A 19,600-nucleotide genomic window follows, 5' to 3' on the forward strand; every position below is an offset into this window, starting at 1 on the left:
ATTCGTAGAAGGGTCAGTTATAAAACTCACCCTTTAGACTACACGCAGAAGAATCATTTCCATAGCCAAAAGTCTATTTTTGAGCGCACCGTTGGAAGCTGCTTACTCCGGTTCAGGCAGAGGCAGCATTTCGCCACGGAAGGGCTGCATGCTCTTGACCTGATAGCGGTCGTACTCATAACGCCGATAGCGTCCGGCCCGCATACGTGAATCGCAGTGTTTGCCGCGATACATGTGGTACGAATAACGAGGCCAGGGATATGTGCTGCCATTAAACTGGCGTCCCTCGTATTCTTCCTCACACAATTCGCATTTGGAAAGAAAAAATCGGCCGTTCCCCGCATCTGCCCGCTGGACAGCCAGGCCGGAATTCAACATTCCCAATAAGATGGTCACAGCAAACAGCTTGATCTGAAATCCCTTCATCGTACTCTCCATTCCCTTGTTCTGTGTGATGAGGTAAGTGAACCACACTTACCATTGTTCATCGGATCAGAACCGCTTTGGAAATGAGAGACCAATGCCTCTGACCTGAATCCGCTCGAAATCGAATTCAGATTGTACGGGTTATTCCAGCTCTACCAGTTTTAAGCATCTCTCAGGCAAGCCCGCGGACCTGTTTCTTGAAGGCAATGATATCATCCAGGATCTCATCCAGCTTCACATGCGGCTTGCGTCCCAATGTCGCCGTCAGACGCTCTAAATCGGGAACCCGTCGCTGAACATCCTCAAAGTCTTCATTGTATGCTTTGTTGTAAGGCAGATACTCAATTTTCACGCCGGGATTCACCTTCTCAATAATCTTTTCTGCCAACCCCCGAATGGAAACCGGCTCATCGCTGCCGATGTTATACACGTGCCCTTGCGCTGCATCCAGATCTGTCAGATCAATCACACAGTCGACGATTTCCGAAACGTGACCGAAACAGCGGACCTGAGAGCCATCATCAAACACGACGACCGGACCGCCGTCCAGCGCCTGATCAATAAAGCGGGGAATCACCATTCCATACTGCCCCACCTGACGCGGCCCGACCACATTAAAGAACCGCCCGATGCGCACATCCAGACCATATTTCTGGTGATACGCCAGCGCCAGGAATTCATCGATGGCCTTCGACGCCCCATAGGCCCAGCGGGGTCGGGTCGTGGGACCAAAGTGCAAGTCGTCTTCTTCGGTCCAGCGTTCTTTGGGGTTTTTCCCATAGACTTCACTGGTCGACGCCAGGAAAAACTTATGCTTTCCCTGCACGGCGTGTCGCAGTAACACTTCCGTCGGGTAGATATTGGTTTCGATGGTTCGTACGGGGTTATCTGCGACCAGTTTCACGCCCACCGCGGCTGCCATATGATAAATCGTATCAACATCCTGAACCATTTCTGCCATCAACACGGGATCAGTAATCGACCCGGTCCGAAAGGTGAAATGGGGATGATCGATGATCGCATCCAGATTATGCAAAAATCCGGTCGAAAGGTCATCGACGGCAGTAACCTGTTGTCCCTGTTGAATTAATTGCTCGCAGAGATGGCTGCCAATAAAACCGGCACCACCGGTGACCAGGCAATGAGACATAAATCAAATCTTTCTCAAGAAAGGAAAAAACCGCAAAAATGCGAAATTCGGCCCAAAGTCAGCGAAGGCTTAAAACAGTTTACACGCAAGAGTTGCATTTCGCTACGAACCTGCCATAATACGAGCGTGTCATACACAATGACGCAAGAATAATATCGAAATTTCCGATGTTAATCAAAATTCCGGGCGATTAGCTCAGTTGGCTAGAGCATCTCGTTTACACCGAGAGGGTCGGGGGTTCGAGTCCCTCATCGCCCATTTATCAAGCACCCTGCATTCTTTGCAAGGTGCTTTTTTTATTGGTGTTTGCGAATTTCTTTGGTTGGTTTTCGCGGTCAATCGATTCATTGAATTATCAAAAGAACACTATTCAATTGTAAGTGCCCAAAAGAACGGCCTCATAGATTATGTGCCAGAACGCTTTTTTCCACATCAAAGTACACCGCTAACGTGCGGATCAGTTGCCGACTGAACGATTTCTTCCCGGACAGAATTTCGGAAATCGTCGATTTGGGAATCCTGGTGCTACGGTGTAATTCGGCCTGGCTGATCCCTTTTGCCTCCATCAGATGACGCAACATCTCTGCATCAGAGGCAGGGTTGATCCGATGATGTTCATCCTCATAAGCGGCGACGAGATCACTTAAAGCATCTAAATAGAGTTCTGCGCCGACTGAGAGTGTTTCTTGAGAAAGCAACTCGTCCATCACGGATTGAGCCGCTCGAAGCTCCTCTTCCGAATGAACCGATGTCAGTGGAAACTGCGTTACCAGTGCCAGATATTCATCGCGAACCTTACCTTTTAAGCGATTTGAACGGGCCGTGATCATCTCTTGTTTCCTTTTCGTTTAGGTGAGGCCTTTTTTGTTGATCGTTTCTCAGGCTTCTCAGGAGGGCCAGAAAAACAACCACATTCCTCTTTCCACTTGTCTTGATCATATTCCTTGTGAGTCATTACTTTCAAAATGAATACTTTCTGACTCGGATAGAGAATACGAGTAATTAAACGGTATTTATTGCCACCAATATTGAAGACGACACAATTTCCGACGAGGTCCGCATTGCCAAAGGTGCTTTTCACATCACCCCAGTTCTGCCAGGCAACACTGATATCACTAACGTGCGTGTACCACGCGCTGAGGGGACCTTTTGAATCTCCCTGATTGGCAAGTTCCCAAAACTGCCGAAGTCGTGATTTTGAAATCACACGCATATTGATACCTTTACTCTTCTCTGACTTATCGGGATCTGAAACCAATCATAGTTCGTATAACACGAACAGACAAGAGAAAAGTTCGTGAATCACGAACCACCAACCATACAAAGTAACTCTCCTCAATCAGCTAGATTCTTCAAAAACCTTATCCGAAATTCGGTCAAGGGATCAGATAAGCAACTGGTTGGATTTCGTAAGCCCCTTATTATCAATTCTTTGCCCCTAGATATGTGGGGTCTCTCATTGCGCACTGAAACGGTTCCGTTCACCCCTGAATATTAGTAGAATCTATTTCAGGGTTTTTCTTTGCGCTGTGTTCAGATCCGATTCTCGTTATTTCAGCCCAGAGAACATTGTACAGCATTTCATCCCAGAGAACATTGTACAGCCTAAGCAATCCAACGATCATTCGATACCTCTTACCTGTCCTAATGCGAAGTATTACCCTTTCCCAAATACTGATGCGATCTCCTTAGCCAGTTTTGCCACTTCTCTAAGCACATCCGGTTTCCCGATGATCGCCAACACCAGGAGTACAAGCATGAAAAGTGCAAAATCATAATTCATTGAAAAGCTCCGATCTAAAAAAATCTTTGAAAGCATCATATTTTGAAAGTTCAATTCAAAATGGCTCCAAGTGTTCCTGGCACACGGGCCAGTGTTACCGTTAGCAAAGTCGCCGGCCTGGTTTATCTGTGATTCGATGAACCGGCTGATTTACTCGCGTGTGTAACACACTGCTGCACCGATCTTGACGCAACGGATCTTATTCTCGTTGCGCAGTTTCCATACTGTGCGTTCACAGACTCCCAGCAGTTGAGCTGCTGCTTTCTCTGTGATTAAACCTGTGGGCTCCGCTGGCTGGGGAGCAGTAGAAGTGACCATGATTTCCTCCTGAATTCTGTGCTAAAATGTTCCGTTTGAGTCGTGTCAGATCGACCACATACGAACAAAAATAACAACTGATATTCTGAAGGAAATCTGGATTGCTCTATAATTTCAAAGGTTCGGATTATCGGATTTACAGACGGATTTTCGGATTTCAATTCCGTTCCTGTGAGTGATTTTCGATGAATACTAATGCCTTTTGGGTAGCAGTCTTGGAGTTGCCCTGCTTGTCTATAATCGCTTGAGCAATTTTTATTGCACCCTTTAATGAGTAGCTCAATGATGGTTTGCCCCGCTCTGCTACCAATTCACCGGCTTTCAATATATAAGGATTTAAACCATCTCTGGAATATTCGAACTGATCGCACAGATCATCAATTGAAAACTCATATTTCTGCGTCTGTTTTTCTGGCTGTTCTTCCTCAATTTCCGAGGGCATAATGAATTGTGGTTGTTGATGTGTTTTCTCGGGCGATTCTGGAAACCCGTATCGGGCATATATCCAGCGTTTGCACCCTGCCTGCTCGATGGTCAACCGTGACTTAACAAGCTTGATCAGTCTATGGTCAATGTCTTTGACTGACTCGTACACTGTCAAAATACTTTCGATATCTTGCCTCAACCAATCCTCTGTTATTTCGTTCTGTTTATCTGCTACGATCCATTTTTTGGCATTTAGTCGGATATCGTTCAATCGATTCAAGATTAAGCCATTCAAGCTATTAACTAATTCAATAGCGGTAATATAGAGATGTCCTCTGAATTCAATTGACGGACTCCCGTTTGCATTCGCCACCTGAAGAGTCTCTTCAATCTTGGATACCCTGCCGTATTTATAAGACAGTTCAAACAATCGGTCATAACTATCCATGTCAGTATGAAAGAACACTCGCAGGAACTTTGCCGCAGGGATGGTTACCCCTTTAGGGACTCGCGCAGGATGCTCAACACCAAGGTACACTTTGTCGATATCGGAGAATTGTTCCGATAACCATTCAAGCTTAGTGGATATCCATGAAATACATTCTAGGCATAAATTAGCCCACTCGTTTGCATTAGAAAGCAGCTTGAGTTCCTGATCGGTTTTGCTCGACTTCTCTTCCTGGTCAGGAGAAAGCAAACCGTCTTTAATCCGACGAATCGCCTCTATGCTGGCTGCTGTGATATCCTTAATCTCTGAATAGCTGTTTTCTGGCAATGGGCCGAATGTGAATTGACCGACGATATCGAATGTATCCATATTCGGGGGACCAAAATCAAATTCTTCCGTCTCCTGGTGAGTCACTGATTCATTGAATGGGTATTCTTTCGCTGGTATCTGCCATCGTTTACCGTCTCGCTTTGTTCCTTCCATATTTGATAGCTTCTCCCTCATCTCGCCTACGCTGATTTCAAAAGCGTTGGCTAGCTTACTCTCTGTCATTGGCTCCATGAGTAATGTCTCTAACTCCTCATTCCGTCTTCGCTCTCTTTCTTCTGGTGGGGTAGAATTTATAAACACCTGTGCCATAAAAGCGAGCCTGCTTACACGCTTCCATGTCTTCCGGTCTGGCTTTCCGATGTAATGTAGAAATAGCAGCCATGCTGATATATTGTTGTTTATACCTGCGATTTCATCAGGCAAAGTGTCTGCCCCTGAATGGTTCAGCAGTTCTCTCCCTGCCATCTCGATAGAGTCAACCAACCGTTTTTTTATGGTTTGCATTCGTTCTGGCAATAAGGGGTTGTTCTCCTCGTCCTGGAATATCTGGTGTCTGTCTCGATAGAGAAACACCAGTTGCTTATAGATCCGCTGGCTTTCTGGTCTGGGATCAGTGACCGTCCTTTGCTCTATAAGTGACTTAAACCAAGTTTTTGCCCACTTTTCCGGGTAATGCTCACTGGGAATATTTGTCTCACCTATGGCTATCAACTCAGGGGAAGCAAACTCAATGAGAACACTCCTAAGATCGTTCCCCTTTTGTAAGTCTCTTAATGTTTTGAAATCATCCAGCAGACCAGACCATAAAGAATCGTTCATTTCCTATTGCCTTTGTAGGATCGGGCCGACTGGTCAATGCTATAGGCAATAGAACGCATCAAAGACCAGTCGAAAGGGTAGCTACTCCACACACCCGACCAGAGTTCAAACGGTTTGTACTGCACGCAAATATGCATCGCTTTTATGAAATTATCACTTTTCTAGTTAGTTTATGCTATAAGTTCCTGTCCCTGATCGTCCACTTGCAGTTTTTTCTTTTCTGGGCACTTCATCCTCTGTCCTGGCTCCATTCTTTTCATCCCCCCGTTTGCATATAAACATTTAAATAGTATATACTAAACATCGCGTCATTTCATGCCCTGACCCCAGGCAGTCACATTCGGTAAAAAATATTGTCTCCGGGAGGATCCAATGGTCGGTACGTGCAGTCAGTGGTTCTGGTCTTTGAAACAATTTCGCACCGCTCTGATTCTCTTGCTTGTGCTCGGCGTTGTTCCAGCAAACTTTGTATTTTCTCAGACCAATGTGGCGGAAGAGAACCAACTCGCACTCGCGCCGGACGAAGGAAAGTCGCAACCAGACCGGCGGCCTGAAGTCGAAATTTTGAGTACCATCGAAAACGGCGGCGGTTATGGGCAGGAGTTGCACCGTGTCACGATTACCGGCATTGCGCGCAACGCGGCCGGCGATCCGATCAAAGACGCCGACATTTACGTTTCCAATTATGCCATGGTCACGCCGGGCGATTTCGAACGGCTGCGCGGCCATACGAAGAGCGACGAATTTGGTTTTTTTGAATTCAAAGACATTCAACTCATCGTCGCACGCCAAAGGCCCAATCCCATCCCCAAGCCGGCAGAAGGCAAATTCACGGTGTTTGGAACCAAAGAGGGCTACGGGTTCACCTGGCATGAAAGCCGCTTGTTTCGACCGGATACACGTCCGCAAGGAACCGAAAATGGCGATAAAAATGAACAAGTCACTGCGCGGGCGTTCTATCTGAATGAACCGATCGTCGTCGATCTGATCTTCGAACGCCCTGCCAAACTCAAAGGTCGTATCACCGACAAACAGGGACGGCCCCTGGCTGATGCGAAAGTGCAGCTCGGTCTGGTTGACGATCTGCGCAATCGGAACCAGTGGGGAACCTGGTCCTGTCGTTTTCTGGGAAATGAGAACCATCCCGTTGACGAGCCCGTTACTTTTGATGGAATTGTCACACTACCCGCGGAATTCCGTGAAACACGGACCGACAAAAATGGCGAATACGAATTCACTCAACTCCGTCGCGATACCAGCTATCTGTCCAAGATCGATCCCGGTCCCACGTTTGATCCCTGGCAATTCAGACTGGCCACAACCACAAAAAACAAAGCTCGCAGAGACATGATCGCCGTCGGCTATGAGGGAGAACTCAATCACGAGTTTGAATCGCCCCGCAGAGTGACAGTGCAGGTGGTCTTGGAAAAATCAAACCAGCCCGTCGCGAATGTGCAACTCACCGCCCACCCGGTAGGGCAAATTCGGCGCGCCGGTATACACGCGCGTTCGGACAGTCAGGGAAATGCGAATTTGCAACTACTGCCCGGCGAATACACGTTAATTGCCGAGCCGGCCCCCGATCTGCCGTTTAACTTTCAGAGCGAGCGATTTATTGTCACCGATCAATCAGAAACCGTTCAACATACGGTCAAACTGCGCCCAGCGGCGATTGTCATTTTGAAAGCGGTGAATGCGGAAACAGGCGAGCCGATTCCCGGCGTGCGTTTCAACTATGAAACGCATGACACCAGCGAGCAGTTGCCAGTCTCGACTCAGTCGGTATTTGTGGATTACCCGGCCACCAACGCAGCAGGAGAGATCCAGGCATTCATGGTGCCTGGCATGCGCCGGTTTGTGGTGACGGAACCGCTCGCACTGGCGCAGGCAGACGGCAGTCGGGGCGAACGCGTCAAACTCACCGCCGGCGAATTGACGGAAGTCGTATTTGAACTGGCACAGCCCCAGTTTCTCCCTTCGCATCTTGCCGACCAGGATCCTAAACCAAATCCGAAATCGATCTATCCCACAGATCTGCAACTCAAATGGCACAAGCAGTCCGAGTTGCTACGGCACTCTCACCTTAGAGTGAACATGGATATGATTCTGGTTTCGCGGCAACAGGTTAATACAGATGCGCTGCTGAAAGACCTGAGATCACTCGATCCTTATCAACTGCCGGATGTTGATCAACTCCTCAAAAAGTATCAGATAGATAACTCGTTTCGAAGCAATACGGTCCTGACTTCTTCCGGTAAGCTGCGCAGTGAAATGCGTTATCATCAAACAGGAAATCATTTTTATCGGGAAGACAACACACGGCTCCCCGACTCGGCCACATTCACTGACCAGTGGGATACGCTTAACTACAGTACCGCCAACAACCAGGCCTCTGTCTCTCGGAGAGGTGGGAACGGAGGATATCTACATATCGCTTCACCAGACGAATTCAGCGACTGGCCTTCCCTGCGCACCCAGCGTCCCTCTTCTTCCAAAAGCAAAAAACCAGACGTTAACATTCGCCAGGCAGGACGACGAACCATCTATGAGGGACAGACTGAAAAGTATGGCCATCGACGTGTGGTTGATCGGGAGACCGGATTTATCTTTGAAAATTTTGCCGAATATCCTAAATATGAAATCCAACGAGTCTCTCTGTTTTTCGCCCCGCAAACACATGCAAACGGCCTGATCCTGCCTAGGCTCTATCTCAGTTGGAATCTCAGAAAAGGCAAATTAGGTCTGCTGAAAATATACGAGATCAAACAGGTCGAAGTCTTCAAGCAACTACCCGCGGATGCGTTTGCCATTCCGTTGCCATCGGGTGCCATGATTGTCGACTCCCGCCACATTCCAGCGCGTGCTTCTCGAACGGGGCCTATGCGTCCCTTCCAAACCACAATGCGAGGACCAATCAGCGATTTTGCGGCCTATCTGCAACGCCATCCCCGGCACAGCCATCAAGTCGAACAAAAAATTCACTACGGCAGACGAGCTCCCGAGATCAAACCGTCTAAATGGGTCACGAGCAAAGGGGAATCAGAACACCCGGATTTGAAGGGCAAAGTCGTGCTCATCGAATTCTGGGGCACTCGGTGCGGTCCCTGCATCGGACAACTGCCCGAAGTCCGGACCGCAGCCCGTTATTATGCCGACCAACCGTTTGTATTGATCGGCATGCACGACAGTCATATCAGCGTCTCAAATTTGCAGAAATTTGCGAAGAAGGAGAATCTGGAATATCAACTCGCCATCGACCGCCCTTCAACCGAGAAAGGCTGGTTCGGCAAAACGATGCAGGACTATGGCGTACGTGGCATTCCCCAAGCAGCCGTCATCGATCAACAGGGAAAAGTCGCCTTTGTCGGTGACTTCAAAGAAGCATTACGCACCGTCGATCGCTTACTGAACCCAGAGCCTGAAAAATAGCTTTGAAATCCAGATTCAGTCGCTCAGTTCCAATGCGGCTCCTGTCTCGAGACGATGGACTTCCGACTCAACACAGGCATTGCGCACACTTTTCATTTTCTCAAGTCGCAAAATATTTCTGAATCACCATTTAAAATCTTGATTCGCTGCCTAAAACAGAGAGAAGGCTCCCAACTGCGCTCAGCAACGGCAAATCTTGAAATAAATCTAAGAATGAGATTTGTTCCTTTATCGGCAATCATATAAACTGCCTTCCGAATAGACTGTGATCATAGATCCGAACGCCAAATCGACTGTTTCCTGAATCCGATGCACTGGTCTCAGGAACGGAGTACATCAAATGAATGAACCAGCTGAAACCACGGAAGAACTCAACGCAGAACAACAGGATGCCTGGGAGCAGTTGGAGCAGATTGTCGCTGCGAAAGACAGTGAAGCCGCCCGAAGCTATCTGAAAGAACTGCCACCCGGCGAAGATGCGCGCGTCATGGCACAATTATCAGACGCCGAACAGCACGAATTCATCGCTTTACTCAACGATGAAGATGCAGCACGCCTGATGGAATCGCTGCCGGAAATACAAGCCGGTCAATTTCTGTCCACTCTGCCGCCAGAAAAAGCCGCGCTTATCTTTGATGAAATGAACAGTGACGAACAGGTCGACCTGCTTGATCAACTGACCGAAGAACAATCCGAAGCCATCATCGAACAGATGGACCCCGAAGAAGCCGAGAACGTTCGGTTTCTCGCCCAGTACGACAGCCAGTCTGCCGGCGGATTGATGATCACTGAACTCCTCTCCTTTGAAGACTCACAAACTGTCGACGATGTGGTCACCGAACTGCGTCAGAACGCGGAAGAATATGCGACTTACAACGTCCAATATATCTACGTGATTAATGCAGACGAACAACTGGTGGGCGTGCTCCGCCTGCGTGATCTGTTGATGGCGCCGCCCGGACGACGGCTGAATAAAATGATGATCGCCAATCCCACCAGCGTACTCGATTCCACCACTCTGCAGGATCTGCAGCACTTTTTCGATTCCCATCCCCTGTTTGGTCTGCCGGTCGTCGATGCCGACCAGAAACTCGTCGGCGTTGTCCGGCGTGAAGACGTCGAGCACGCAGGCGAAGAACAGGCGGGCCGTACCTTTCTCCGATTCGCCGGGATTATGGGCGGGGAAGAACTCCGCAGTCTGCCGCTCAAGATTCGCAGTGCGAGAAGGTTATCGTGGCTCAGCATTAATATCCTGTTGAATATCGTCGCCGCCAGCATCATCGCCATGTATGAAGAAACTCTCGAAAGCGTGATCGCACTGGCGGTCTTTTTACCCATCGTCTCCGACATGAGCGGCTGTAGCGGAAATCAGTCGATCGCCGTCAGTACCCGGGAACTGGTGCTCGGCGTGATTCGTCCCCGCGACTGGTTTCACGTCTTTCGTAAAGAACTTGGACTCGGTCTGGTCAATGGAATCGCCCTCGGTATTCTACTGGGAGGCGTCGCTTATCTCTGGAAAGGGAACCCCTACCTCGGTCTGGTCATCGGCGGTGCACTGGCCCTCAACACGCTGATGGCGGTCTGCCTGGGTGCTTTGATCCCTCTTATCCTGAAAGGCTTCAAGCTTGACCCCGCACTCGCCTCCGGCCCGATCCTGACGACGCTCACCGATATGTGCGGCTTCTTCCTGGTCCTTTCCTTCGCGCAGGCACTTTTGCCCTGGTTAACATGACCGTGATCAAAACAAAATTAGACCAGCCCGGTCAACGTCGATGTCGAATCCTGGAACCGATCCGTTTCGACTCCCATCGCCTGAATCATCGACAATAGCAGATTACTCAACGGTGGATGCTTCTCCACATCAAAGGAGAGATGCTGCCCCTGCTTCAATCCCAGCTGCTGTCCGCCGGCAATCAGTGTGGGCAGGTTCTTGGGAGAGTGCTCGCCCCCTTTGCCCGAGTTCATTCCCGATCCATACATCACAATCGTCTTATCCAGCATGTTGCTCCCCGCTTCCTGCGTTGATTTGAGCAGCGTCATGAACCGTGCCAGCTTGGACAGATGGAATCGGTCAATCACCGCCAGCTTGTTCAACATCCCGGCATCACCACCATGATGCGACAGTTCGTGGTGATTCTCTCCGCCCCCGCCATAGCCGCCCGCTTCCCGCGACCATTCAAACGTAATCACGCGCGTGGTATCGGTCGCAAAAGCGAGATAGGAAATTTCGAGCATCACATCAATCCACATCGGCCGGTCATGCGCATTGCCCGACTGACTGTTGAGCTGCAATCCCACCGGATCGACTTTCGGCTTCGGCACATCAATCCACGATTCCAGACGCGTCACCCGCTGCTCGGTTTCACGGACCGAATTGAAATACTCGTCCAGTTTCTGCTGGTCTTTCTTCCCCAGTTTTTGGTTGAGCGCATTCGCATCCGAGAGCACACTGTCCAGAATCGATTTCCGCTCGGCATATCGTTTGAGCGTCGCCTGCTTGCCTGCTTTGGTTTCAGGAACAAACAGTCGTTCAAACAGACGCTGCGCCGAGTTCTCCGCGGGCATCGGCGTGCCGCTGCGATCAAACGACAGTGTGTGACTGTGCCCCGCGCTACCCGTGCCCGATGCATCGGAAATCTGCAGCGATGGAAATCGCGTCTGTTTTCCATGATGTTCTGCGACGATCTGATCGGCGGAAACCGTATTCGCATAATCGCTGCCGGGCACCGCCGATAAATCCGCGCCGGTCAACCAGGTGTCCGCGCCCGCGTGTCCCCCTTTGGAAGACGGATGCCCCACTCCAGAGATAACGCTGAACTCGCGCTGATGTTCTTTGAGTGCTGAGAGTGTTGGTGAAAGTTGATACGACTTCCCCGACGTCGCAGGCACCCACTCCAGAATATTCACGCCATTAGGTACATAACAGCAGATCATCCGCGGATGCTTTCCCGCCGACTGCGTCCAGGCCTTGAATGTGGAAGGCCGGGCATACGCAGAGGGAATCATCGCATCCAGCAGCGGCAGGCTCAAGCAGACTCCCAGCCCTTTCAGCATATGCCGCCGCGACATTGGCTCTTGTGGAAATGCAGTCATTAACGTGTCTCCCTGCGCCGACATGCGGCGGTTTAATTATTTTGATCGAAACGGCTCTGAGAGCACCACGAATTTGATCAGCGACCTCAGTGTTGTATCGTTTTCTTTCATCTTGCTCACCGCCCGATCAATGGTCGGATTGTCGGCAACTCCCAACTCGCGTCCCAACGCATACGTCAGCAGTTTCCCGCTTAAACATTTTAAAAACAGCGTCTCCTGTTTCGACAACGCGTCCCGCAAACCATCCACGCCCTCGAACTTCATTCCGTCCGGCATCTGGGCCGACGCATCGATGACCGGATCATTCCGACCAACGCGCCCTTTATAGCCAAAGCCTTCCTGCTCGCGCCATGAACCGGCGGCGTTGAAATTCTCAAGGGCGAATCCCAGTGGATCAATTTTATTATGGCAGCGTGCGCACTGCGGCAGCTCTCGGTGAATCTCCAGCCGCTTCCGTACCGTCGCCTTGTCGATGCCGGGCACCTTAGGCGCGATGTCTCCCACGTTCGCCACCGGTAGCCCTGGATCGAGACCGAGCAGATTTTTCATGACCCATGTCCCCCGCTTGACCGGCGAAGTCCGTGTTCCATTCGACGTAATTGTCAACACAGACGCCTGCGTCACAATCCCGCCGCGATGGACGCCTGCGGGCACATTCACGCGGCGAAAGTGATCTCCTTTCACTCCCGGAATCCCGTAAAAGCGGGCCATACGTTCGTTGATCACCACAAACTCGGAGCTCACCAAATTCATCACGTTGAGATCATGCTGCAGGATCTCAGAGAAAAATGCCTCTGACTCCGCGACCATCGACGTTTCCAGATGGCGATCATAGCGGGGATATAAATCGGCGGCCGGCGGATTCGCGCCCACTTCCCGCAGACCCAGCCATTGGCCGGCAAAGTTTTTCGTGAACGCGCTCGCCCGCGGATCGGCCAGCATCCGGTCGACCTGTCGATTTAATTCTGTCGGCTGCGTTAACCTGCCATTCGCGGCGGCACTCAGCAGTTCTTCATCCGGCATCGTTGACCAGAGAAAATACGACAGCCGCGAGGCCAGTTCATAGTCGTTTAATTTTCTTGATCCCGTCTGACCATCTCCCGTCGTTCGCGGCGTTTCCGCCAGATACAGAAAATGCGGAGAGATTAACACCGCCGACAAAGGCACCTTGAGGGCCGTGATAAAGGACGGAGCCTCTTTCCGCGCAGCGACAAACAGTTTCAGTTTCGCGTCGATCTCCTCTTCAGTCACAGGCCGACGATAGGCACGCCGCATCAGCCGCCCGAGGATTTCTTTCGCTGCAGCCCGCTCATCGCGGGGCTTGTTCGCATGCTTCCCCATGATCTGCCGATGACTGGCCGGCGGCCACATTTCATAGTGCGGCCCCTCAATTTCGATCCAGTCCACATACAGTTCCGGGCGGGCGAACTCATCGCCGGTCTGCATCCAGAAATTCTCCAGTACGCGGGGAATATCATAGGCATATTCAATCGTCACCCCCGCCTTTTCAGTCGTGAAGTAGCCGGGAAACTCATACACTTTGGGATTTGAGAGCGGCGCGTCGACATCCAGCTCAGCCAGCACTTTCGGTTGTCCCCCCAGATGCTGTGTGAATTTCAACCGTGGCGCACCATAGTCGTACATCGGATCGGTTCGGAAATGTTCCAGGTCGCGTTCGAACTGCTGTGCCGTCCATTTCGCCCCTTTGGGGTTCTTACGGTTCTGCTGTTCCATCCGATATTGCAGCGCCGCTTTCGCAGAAGCCACCACTGCCGCCCGATCAGGAACTTTCCCGGCAGCGCGAATGCGAATCAGATAAGAGCCGGCGTAAGGCAGCTTGAAATCCCGCGCATTAAGTTTTTTATCCCAACGATTGTGATGCAGAACCTTGAACCCGTTCTCTACCGGATTCTTACCGCCGTTGACAATGATGCGCTGGCCATCGTAATTAACCCGGTTCCGATCCGAGTCGCCCGAATCGGGTTGAATCCGCCATTTCAAAACGGGGGGCTGACTCGTTTCGACCAGCGCCAGATCCAGTATCTTCCGTGCGGCTTCCAGATAGAGTTCCAGATGCAGGGGCGAGAGAGTGAGTGCCCCGCCGTTATTATCAAAGCCTCCGGCAGGCGGGTCCTGCGGGAAACCGGCCGGATCAAAGTCCACGCCGACGAGATCCCGAATCGTATTCCGATACTCGGCCCGATTCAGCCGCCGCAGCACAATCGAAGAATCCCGTTTGGATAGCTCGGCTTTGACAATCTGCCCCGTGATCCAGTCGACGACCTGCGCGACCTCAGCGGCCCGAGGCGCCCGCTCCCCTTCGGGCGGCATCTCGTGACCGTTGAGCACATTGACGATCTCTTCCCACTTCGCTTTACTCGCCGGATCTGAAAAATCATTCGCGAGGCTCGCATCCACGCGAAACTCGTTGTCTTTACTCCCCGCCTTGTGGCACTTCAAACAATAGGACTGAAAAAACGGCGTCACCGTCTTCCGAAACCCACCCGCATCAACGGCGGATACCGAAGCCTGCCCCCAAGCCAGATCAGACCGTCCGTCACAACCTGCCAGCAGGAAAACAGCCAGAACCAAACATCGAAACAACCAGGACATGAAGCGCATTCCTGTATTATCAGACCAGATCAAGAAAAGGAAAACACCCAGGCACCTCCCGCGTAAAAAGGAACCACCGCAGGTAATTCGTCATTCTAAATCACTCTGCGACAAATTCATCATATTTTTTGGGGAAATATGAATATCAGGATGACTTTTCGAAGAGAACTGTCTGATAGGGCATCAACTGAATTTCCATTAACTTAGCAGTAGAGGATCAGCATTGTTGATATGAGCTGATTCTGATGAATAGAATAAGACGTCAGGAAATTTTGATTTGAACGCAGCCCCCTTTCTTGTTTCCAAGTCTGGCAACAGGCATACTTTAAATAAATCCATCAAACCACACTTCGAATCGCCGCCTTTATGCTTTCAGTAATCCAATGGGTTCATCTCTTCATTATCTTGTTGATTGCTTTTGCCGGGGGGTATTTTCCATTTGTCAAACCGGGACAGGTCCGCACGAATGGGGGCTTCCCGCGAGGGGAAGCGTTTTCTTCCGGCGTTTTTCTTGCGCTTTCATTGACAATGTTACTCCCCGCCTCCTTTCACATTTTTCAACAGCAGCTTCCCGAAATCAATTATCCCATCGGTTCCGTCATTGCCATCATTGCCTTTTTAGGACTGCTTGCGATGGAGCACATGACGATGCATTCCATCGAGAGAGAACGAATCAAGATCCAAAATGGACGGCTGCCTGCACGCATCCCGCTGGTCATGACAACGATGATCGCACTTCCCTCATTCTTTTTAGGCACATCCCTGGGAATGAGTGACAATACCGATGCGACATTAATCTTCTTCGCGATTATTCTCCATAAAGGAACAGCGGCCTTTGCCTTGATGCTCACAATGGTTCGCAGCACGCTCTCTCGATCGCAAACAGTCATTCTATTTACTGCTTTTGCGTTGATCACTCCGCTGGGAATACTTTTTGGTGGATTCATTCACAATGAACTTTCCCTTTCTGCCGCAATAATCAAAGCCATCGTGCTTTCACTGGGAGCCGGCACGTTCCTCTATATGGGTACGCTGCACGAAATGAAACATGCTTCGTTAATTGAACACTGTGGAAAAAGAAGTTGCTTTCTGGCGATGGTTGCCGGCCTGATTATCACAGCTTTCGTGCGCTTCGTGATGGGCGAAGCACATCATTTTTAAACGTCTGGCTAATCGGGATTCACAGACTATGAGAAGAGAAAAATGGTCAGGAATTATTGAATTGAGTCCAGCCCCCTTTCATATTTCCCGACAGAAATTGCACATTTATGAATTTCTAATTGATCCAATGTGACTTTAGTTTCGTTTTTTAAACAGTAGTCATAAACGGTGTTCATGATCTTGCCCTGAAACACCAATGAATTTTTGACGAAAGAAAAACATGAATAATAAACGGTTGCTATTTACCAGCTTTGGTCTACTGATTGCCCTTTCAGGATGTGTCTCTAAAATAAATTCTGAGACGTCGCAAAGTGAATCCTCTAAGATATCGCGTGACGGACTGCATCAATGGATTGGTAAGGAAGTAAACATCCAGTTCAGACGTGATGCACTTGGAGTCGCTGCACCATTGCCGGTGAGCCCGACAACAAGCTCGTTAAATGGTGCAAAAACAAGTATTTCTGGCAAATTAATATGCGTAGATTCAAAAGGTCTTGTGATTGGCACAGAAAGGCGTCCCACGTGGGTACCCCGCGAGGTGATTCTCTTAGTTGAAGCAAAACTCTGAATGAATGGGCATACCAGGAAGCACGGTGCTTCATCATGCCAATCTCCACCACCCCGTTTTTAACCTGACTTTGAATATAGCTGCCAGCCTCTGGGGGCTGCTAAAGTGTTCCGAAGTTTTGAATTGAGTCCAGACCCCTTTAATGTTGTCGAGTGAATCAGCAGAATGAAAGGACGGTAGAATTGCGGACTATGGTGAGACAGCGGTTTGAGTCTGAATTTTGGGTTTGAAATAGGAGAAACCTTGTGAACTTAATCTGGCCCCTCAATTGATTTGGGGGGTATAACTTCAACATTAGCATTATATTTATATTTCAGTTCATCAATTACATCCTGCAGTAGTTCCACTGCTTCCTCTACATCATAATCCTTTACCATATGATAAAGCTGATCGTCTTTCTGTTGGATTTCCTTTTTCGCGGTTTCGGAGTCAATTTGATTAGCTTCTGCAATTATTTTTTTTGCTTCAGCTTGTTTCATTTCGTAGTTCCCCTTGGCTTCCAGCAACCTAGCTTTGGCATCCATTAATTTCGCCTCGTGTTCTACTTCTTCTATCCGGACTTTCGCTTCTGCAAATCGATCTACGAGATAGAGTGATTTCATTCCAAATAAACTTCGTATCGTATCGATAAATCCTTTATTTTTAGCGACAGGTTGATTTTCATCGACGGAAATCAACTCATTTTTTTGAACGATCTGTAACTCTTCAACTTCGCCGTCATTTAAGACCGGGTCATCTTCATAGGGAGTCATACTCATCAGATCAACTCCCCCTTCAGTATACGAAATTTTTCACCAGCAATTTCTAATCCAGGTCCCCCATGAGCTTTAAATAACGCATTTAGAGCAATATATAAATCAGTGATTAACTCAGAGGGTGCGTCACCTGGATCAATATAAACTGAAAGTTCTTCTCCAAGATCAATCTCTATATTCTCACCCGACTCCCCCCCCCATCCAGCTATCGTTTTGTTAAACATTGCTTTAGCTTTGATATACCAATCAGGTGCAGCCCCTCCCCAGAGATCCCCCAGCGGACCGGTTTCTGAGGCATCGGAAACTTCTGTTTCCATTTCTGCCAACCGTAAGTAATCCTTTCTGGCGGCGATCGCGGCATGAGATGCTCTGGATGCTAAAGCGGCGGCGTTCGCGGCGTTCGCGGCGTCAGAAGCATTGTGCCTGGCAGCGTTGTAAGCAGCACTTGCTGCGCTGGCGGCAGCATTGGCAGCGTTGGCAGAGGCAATGGCGTTGGAATCGCTGGAAGCGTTGGCAGCTTCGTAGGCGACATAAGCGGCTTCATATGCGGCTTTGGCGTCAGCTTCGGTGTAGCCTGAGTAAGCCAGTATTCTATATGCCGCTCTCAGTTGAATAATGGCCTCTTTGTATTCTGCTGTTGGTTTTTCCCATAGGGCCCACACCGGTTGAACCCTCAACGCGCAACGAATGGCATAGACTGCTATTGAAGCTAAGGGAAGATCTCTAAGATCTCCTTTTCCGGGTAACTCGATATCTTCACTCACAACAATCACCTGTTTTGAAAGCGTGCCTGCTTTTGCTATTGAGAAATGTAGCTTTATTGTTCAGTCTGAATGTGTACATTTCAAGTCTCAGGTGTACTGGATTATTTCCCAGGAAATAATGCGGCTCTCAACCTACCAGAAAACAATCTGAAAAATCATTTCAGTTTTGCATTGCGGACCTCTGAACGTTTGATATACTTTGGGCCAACCTACTCCCCTATTCGCCAGGTGGCGGCCGCGTGTGATCTGCTGTAGATGATCACGATCGATAATTCATATCCGCGTTTCTTTTTGGTCTGTTCGGAATCTGGACCATCACAACCAAGGAAGTCAATCACGGGAATTTTGCGCGCCTGTGATTGAGTCTTTACTCCTGCGCACCGAGGCGAGATCATGCCCCACTTTGTACGAATTTTAAACAGAAGAAATCACCGCGTCTTCGAGGCCATTAAGAAGCACGTTGAAGAAGTACACGACGGGATCACCTTTGATTCCTTATGCCTCTCCCTAAGACAGAATCGAACTTCGTTACTCACGTCTATAAACATCCTGAAACGTCACAAATTCATTTCTCAGTGTGATCGCCACAGATATCACCCCGTTGACCGGACGCCGCTTTTGATGCCATTTCGGGGAATGGTTCGCTAATGAGGTGGGAAGTGTACAAGCCCAGGGACGGGATGCCTCTGAAGACGGGGATTTCATACCTGTGATCGTTGAGATGACCTTGAAAGAGACTGGTCGATTTGTTGGGGCTCTTTTTCTTAGAAGGGCCATAACGGAACGATAAAATGTTTGATGAGTGCCGTGATGATAAAAACGAAACCGGTCAGAACCAGTGCATCTCCCGGCTTACTGCTGCGGAATCTGTAGGAGTAAAACCCGAGAAAGGTAAGAAAGATCCCCCAGAGCAGTAATCGAAAAGTGAAATCGCCCCACTCCGGTACAAAGTAGCTTAAAATGAGAGGCACCGCAGAGAGAACGAGAAGAAAATAAAGATTATCAAATAAGGCACTGAGCCCGCCTATAATATTGTTGAGTTTATTTTTCATGAACTTATCGTAAGAAGTTTGAATTCTGATTACCAACCAAATCAGAATCAGCGAAATTAACTGCTCACAAATTTTTAAGCAGCACTTTAAATAAACCGAAAGTATCCCATGAACGCGATTCCTCAATGTCCTGATTGTGCGTGTGCGATGGAAAAAGGATTTCAGCCGGACAATGCGTACTATCGTGCGGTCCAGTCTTTGTGGCATCCCGGCGAAGTGGAGCCGGAAACGTTCTTTGGGCTGAAGGTCAATCAGCAGAATCTCAAGTTGGACAAGTCGAAAATTCGGCCGGTCATTGCTTATCGCTGTCCCCAGTGTGGCCTGTTGCGGTCTTACGCGGAGTGACAGAAAAAAGTGTCCAGAAGCCTAGACTTCCATTCCTGCCGTGGACAGAAAAAGGGGTTTGGAATCTTAGATTATAGAGTCCAGCCCCCCTTTCTTGCCTTCTAATGAGTTTCAGTTGAC

At 49.4% G+C, this 19,600-nt stretch carries 17 protein-coding genes and 1 tRNA gene; 6 read left to right on the plus strand and 12 right to left on the minus strand.

Going from position 1 to position 19,600, the window contains the following annotated elements; all coding sequences use genetic code 11:
- Window positions 1–102: 102 nt before the first annotated feature.
- Window positions 103–426 carry a hypothetical protein gene (locus Enr17x_RS23170; RefSeq protein ID WP_145312055.1) on the minus strand — a complete coding sequence of 108 codons (324 nt, stop codon included), beginning with the start codon at window positions 424–426 and terminating at the stop codon, window positions 103–105.
- 172 nt (window positions 427–598) lie between these two features.
- Complete coding sequence (locus Enr17x_RS23175; RefSeq protein ID WP_145312056.1) at window positions 599–1,576, minus strand: NAD-dependent epimerase/dehydratase family protein; 978 nt, start codon at window positions 1,574–1,576, stop codon at window positions 599–601.
- A gap of 184 nt (window positions 1,577–1,760) precedes the next feature.
- Here Enr17x_RS23175 and Enr17x_RS23180 point away from each other — a divergent pair.
- A tRNA-Val gene (locus tag Enr17x_RS23180) sits at window positions 1,761–1,834 on the plus strand.
- A 140-nt stretch (window positions 1,835–1,974) separates the two neighbouring features.
- Here the strand turns inward: Enr17x_RS23180 and Enr17x_RS23185 are convergent.
- The 5 genes from Enr17x_RS23185 to Enr17x_RS23200 form a co-directional block, all read right to left on the minus strand.
- Window positions 1,975–2,406: a helix-turn-helix domain-containing protein gene (locus Enr17x_RS23185; protein ID WP_145312057.1), complete on the minus strand. Its 432-nt coding sequence runs from the start codon at window positions 2,404–2,406 to the stop codon at window positions 1,975–1,977.
- The gene (locus Enr17x_RS23190; protein WP_145312058.1) at window positions 2,403–2,789 is read right to left on the minus strand and encodes a type II toxin-antitoxin system HigB family toxin; all 387 of its coding nucleotides are present in this window, start codon (window positions 2,787–2,789) and stop codon (window positions 2,403–2,405) included. Before Enr17x_RS23190 ends, Enr17x_RS23185 begins: the two co-directional genes overlap by 4 nt.
- 444 nt (window positions 2,790–3,233) lie before the next feature.
- On the minus strand, window positions 3,234–3,359 hold the full coding sequence (locus tag Enr17x_RS30290; protein ID WP_261343397.1) for a hypothetical protein: 126 nt from the start codon (window positions 3,357–3,359) through the stop codon (window positions 3,234–3,236).
- Window positions 3,360–3,509: 150 nt separating this feature from the next.
- Entirely contained in the window at window positions 3,510–3,677 is a 168-nt protein-coding gene (locus Enr17x_RS23195) for a helix-turn-helix domain-containing protein (protein WP_145312059.1), read from the minus strand.
- Between the two features lie 157 nt (window positions 3,678–3,834).
- Window positions 3,835–5,700, minus strand: a complete 1,866-nt coding sequence (locus Enr17x_RS23200) for a hypothetical protein (protein ID WP_145312060.1) — start codon at window positions 5,698–5,700, stop codon at window positions 3,835–3,837.
- Between the two features lie 372 nt (window positions 5,701–6,072).
- Between Enr17x_RS23200 and Enr17x_RS23205 the strand changes: the two genes are divergently transcribed.
- Entirely contained in the window at window positions 6,073–9,129 is a 3,057-nt protein-coding gene (locus tag Enr17x_RS23205; protein ID WP_145312061.1) for a redoxin family protein, read from the plus strand.
- A 340-nt stretch (window positions 9,130–9,469) separates the two neighbouring features.
- Entirely contained in the window at window positions 9,470–10,861 is a 1,392-nt protein-coding gene (gene mgtE / locus Enr17x_RS23210; RefSeq protein ID WP_145312062.1) for a magnesium transporter, read from the plus strand.
- Between the two features lie 17 nt (window positions 10,862–10,878).
- On the opposite strand, the gene Enr17x_RS23215 is transcribed toward mgtE, so the two are convergent.
- Window positions 10,879–12,222: a DUF1552 domain-containing protein gene (locus tag Enr17x_RS23215; protein WP_145312063.1), complete on the minus strand. Its 1,344-nt coding sequence runs from the start codon at window positions 12,220–12,222 to the stop codon at window positions 10,879–10,881.
- A gap of 36 nt (window positions 12,223–12,258) precedes the next feature.
- Window positions 12,259–14,835 (minus strand): DUF1592 domain-containing protein, encoded by a 2,577-nt coding sequence (locus tag Enr17x_RS23220; protein ID WP_145312064.1) that lies wholly within the window; start codon window positions 14,833–14,835, stop codon window positions 12,259–12,261.
- 366 nt (window positions 14,836–15,201) lie between these two features.
- Here Enr17x_RS23220 and Enr17x_RS23225 point away from each other — a divergent pair, with 366 nt between their 5' ends.
- Together Enr17x_RS23225 and Enr17x_RS23230 are read left to right on the plus strand one after the other, a co-directional pair.
- A complete protein-coding gene (locus Enr17x_RS23225) occupies window positions 15,202–15,996 on the plus strand; it encodes a ZIP family metal transporter (RefSeq protein WP_145312065.1) in 795 nt (264 codons plus the stop codon).
- Window positions 15,997–16,216: 220 nt separating this feature from the next.
- Window positions 16,217–16,564, plus strand: coding sequence for a hypothetical protein (locus Enr17x_RS23230; protein WP_145312066.1), 348 nt, complete (start codon window positions 16,217–16,219; stop codon window positions 16,562–16,564).
- Between the two features lie 251 nt (window positions 16,565–16,815).
- Here Enr17x_RS23230 and Enr17x_RS23235 read toward each other — a convergent pair whose 3' ends face one another.
- The 3 genes from Enr17x_RS23235 to Enr17x_RS23245 all read right to left on the minus strand — a co-directional run bounded on the left by Enr17x_RS23235 (window position 16,816) and on the right by Enr17x_RS23245 (window position 19,135).
- On the minus strand, window positions 16,816–17,322 hold the full coding sequence (locus Enr17x_RS23235; protein ID WP_145312067.1) for a hypothetical protein: 507 nt from the start codon (window positions 17,320–17,322) through the stop codon (window positions 16,816–16,818).
- On the minus strand, window positions 17,322–18,083 hold the full coding sequence (locus Enr17x_RS23240) for a hypothetical protein (RefSeq protein WP_145312068.1): 762 nt from the start codon (window positions 18,081–18,083) through the stop codon (window positions 17,322–17,324). Before Enr17x_RS23240 ends, Enr17x_RS23235 begins: the two co-directional genes overlap by 1 nt.
- Window positions 18,084–18,847: 764 nt before the next feature.
- Entirely contained in the window at window positions 18,848–19,135 is a 288-nt protein-coding gene (locus tag Enr17x_RS23245; RefSeq protein ID WP_145312069.1) for a hypothetical protein, read from the minus strand.
- Window positions 19,136–19,243: 108 nt separating this feature from the next.
- Between Enr17x_RS23245 and Enr17x_RS23250 the strand changes: the two genes are divergently transcribed.
- Window positions 19,244–19,480: a PF20097 family protein gene (locus Enr17x_RS23250; protein ID WP_145312070.1), complete on the plus strand. Its 237-nt coding sequence runs from the start codon at window positions 19,244–19,246 to the stop codon at window positions 19,478–19,480.
- The last annotated feature ends 120 nt before the right edge of the window (window positions 19,481–19,600 follow it).

It is taken from the genome of Gimesia fumaroli (assembly GCF_007754425.1).
Taxonomy (GTDB): Bacteria; Planctomycetota; Planctomycetia; order Planctomycetales; family Planctomycetaceae; genus Gimesia; species Gimesia fumaroli.